The sequence below is a fragment of the Bradyrhizobium uaiense genome, assembly GCF_010811875.1.
GTDB lineage: Bacteria > Pseudomonadota > Alphaproteobacteria > Rhizobiales > Xanthobacteraceae > Bradyrhizobium > Bradyrhizobium uaiense.
Genome location: NZ_VKHP01000597.1, coordinates 1 through 414, shown reverse-complemented (window position 1 = coordinate 414; position 414 = coordinate 1). Strand labels below are relative to the sequence as shown.

1 protein-coding gene is annotated in these 414 nt (G+C 67.1%); it reads right to left on the bottom strand.

The genetic code is table 11. The features are described from left to right. Positions 1-414: c-type cytochrome (locus tag FNJ47_RS55595; RefSeq protein WP_163163555.1), on the bottom strand; the 414-nt coding region annotated here is incomplete at both ends.

Below are 414 nucleotides of genomic sequence, written 5' to 3'. Positions count from 1 at the left end.
CGTCCTTCATGTCCTGGTCGCTCATGGCCGCAGCGAACGGGCTCATCACGACGCTGACCCGCGCGCCGGTCTTGAAGTCGTTGAGCTCCTTGTACGTCACCGCGGCAAACTGCCCGGCGAGGTTCGGGGAATGGGCGTCGCTGACGCCCTGCGGTCCGTGGCAGATCGCGCATCGCTGTGCCAGCGTTGCGCCGCGCCCGATCGAGACCTGATTGACCTTGGTCAGCATCTCCGAGGTCATGACGACATTCGAGGTCTTGAAGTCCGGCTTGACGGCCGTCTCCTGCACCGCCGCGCGGGGAACGCCGGCCGCGCTGCAGATCGCATCCCAGACGCCGGTAAGTTGGAGGTGCGGCTGGAGCAGCGGCAACCAGATCAGGCCGACGACCGCCGACAGTACGGCAACGCCGGCCG